Source organism: Bacillus cereus group sp. Bce019 (assembly GCF_051781745.1).
Lineage (GTDB): Bacteria > Bacillota > Bacilli > Bacillales > Bacillaceae_G > Bacillus_A > Bacillus_A cereus.
This window is the reverse complement of sequence record NZ_JBPWJX010000244.1, coordinates 1-253: the sequence shown is the minus strand read 5'-3', so window position 1 is coordinate 253 and position 253 is coordinate 1. Positions and strand designations below refer to the sequence as shown.

The following is a 253-nucleotide window of genomic DNA, read 5'->3' as shown; positions in this document are numbered from 1 at the left end:
GTACCCTTTTACTGCCTCTCCATTTTCATACTCACATGAAGAGTGTGTTAAATCCACAAATACAAGTCTCATATCTTGTCTAGCTTTCAAATTTTCTAAGACGACGTTCTCCGCAACAATTCCACTTGGCCATACCGTTTTTTCATCAATAGCTTTTTGTCCATTATAATGAAAATGCATAACATTACCTGAAGGATGAACTTGCACGACACACCCTGTGTTCGGCAATGGATAGCCATTCACTTCTTGCATA

At 38.7% G+C, this 253-nt stretch carries 1 protein-coding gene; it reads right to left on the bottom strand.

The window, feature by feature from the left end; translation table 11 throughout:
- Nucleotides 1-253: YcdB/YcdC domain-containing protein (locus ACS2QP_RS28200; protein WP_438883129.1), on the bottom strand; the 253-nt coding region annotated here is incomplete at both ends.